2 protein-coding genes are annotated in these 1,436 nt (G+C 65.3%); both read right to left on the bottom strand.

The annotated features are described in order from the left end of the window. Nucleotides 1-543, bottom strand: a 543-nt coding sequence (locus LQV45_RS32195; protein WP_230011589.1) for an FAD-binding oxidoreductase, incomplete at its 3' end; no start/stop codon positions are given. A 75-nt stretch (nucleotides 544-618) separates the two neighbouring features. Then, nucleotides 619-1,436, bottom strand: an 818-nt coding sequence (locus LQV45_RS32190) for a hypothetical protein (RefSeq protein ID WP_230011588.1), incomplete at its 5' end; no start/stop codon positions are given.

Here is a 1,436-nt window from a genome sequence, read left to right as displayed (position 1 = left end):
AAACTGCCCGTCAGCAGTGACGACGTCGGCGCCGACCAGGTTGTCGCTGGCCAGCCCGTGCTTGCGCACGAGCCAGCCGATGCCGCCGCCGGTGGTGCAGCCGGCGATGCCGGTTGAGGACACCAGGCCACCGGTCACCGCAAGCCCGAATTGCTGGGTCTCTGCATCCAGGTCCTTCCAGGTACACCCTGCCTGTGCCGCCACGCGGCGGCGGGCAGGGTCCACCTGGACCCCCTTCATCAGCGAAAGGTCCAGCACGATACCGTCGTCGACGGTGGAAAACCCGGGGATCGAATGTCCACCGCCGCGAACCGACAACGGCAACCCCTCGCTGCGCGCGAGATCGACCGTGCGGATCACGTCTGCCACACCCGCACAGCGTGCGATGAGCGTCGGGCGCCGGTCGTGGGCCCCGTTCCAGATGCTGCGTTCGTGGTCGTAGTCCGCGTCCCCTGGCCTGACGACCGTGCCGCGCAGCCCGGCGGCGAACTCGGCGATGGTGGCGTCGCCGATGCGGGTCGGCCTAGTCTGCGTCGTTGTCACGATGCGTTCCTCCTGATTGCTGTTGGTTGGTCAGATCTATTTGTCAGATCCAGGAATCACGCTAGTGAACCGTACTCAACGAGCACTCAACGCCGTCTCAACATCATCATCCGGGTCCCGCCTACGCAGTGCGGCCAGCCGCTGACCGGCGATGAGGCATTTCGTTCGGTCGAAAATTTCCCCAGCCCTGTCAATTTCTCGGGCCGCCCGATGCGGGTCGCCGAGCTCGTTGGATAGCTCTGCCACCATCAACCGCTGCCAGCCAGTGTGTCGCCGCCATGGGGCGACTTTTTCCGCTGCCTGCCTGTACATTTCCCGCGCTGCCCGGACCTCCCCGGACATCAGTTCGGCGGCACCGAGAATGGTCAGCGTGGCGCCCATCCCCACCTGATCTCCCGCGGACTCGAACCCTGAAAGGCAACGCCGAGCGTCTGTCAGGCCGCGGTCGATATCACCACCCATGGCGCGGAGCAGGGCGATATTAATCTCGGTCAGCAGCTCGCCGCGTCGGTCGCCCAGACCGAGCCGAAGCTCCCGCGCCAAGGACAGGGCCTCATCGGCCGCACTGTGGTCGCCACAGTCGCGCAGAATGCAGCCAAGTTGGTGGAGTGTTTGCGCCCTGGCCAGGTCATCTCCTAACTCGGCGAAATGTTCGGCTGCATCCGTGATGACGGATATCGCAGACTGCGTGTCTCTCGAAAGCCTGGCCGCGTAGCCGATGGCGGACAGCACGTAGCCTTTGGCTTGGATGACGCCGACCCGCCGGCCCAACAGCAGGGTTTCCTCGACGCAGGGCACCAACCGTCCGGCGATCGGGACCAGTTGCAGGCTGGGCGTGATCACCGGCAGGAAGGGTGGAGTGCTGGTATCAGACTGCGCGAGGTCGCTAAGGC

Source organism: Microbacterium sp. Bi128 (genome assembly GCF_918698205.1).
The sequence above is the reverse complement of the archived record's forward strand: the minus strand, read 5'-3'. Positions and strand labels throughout refer to the sequence as shown.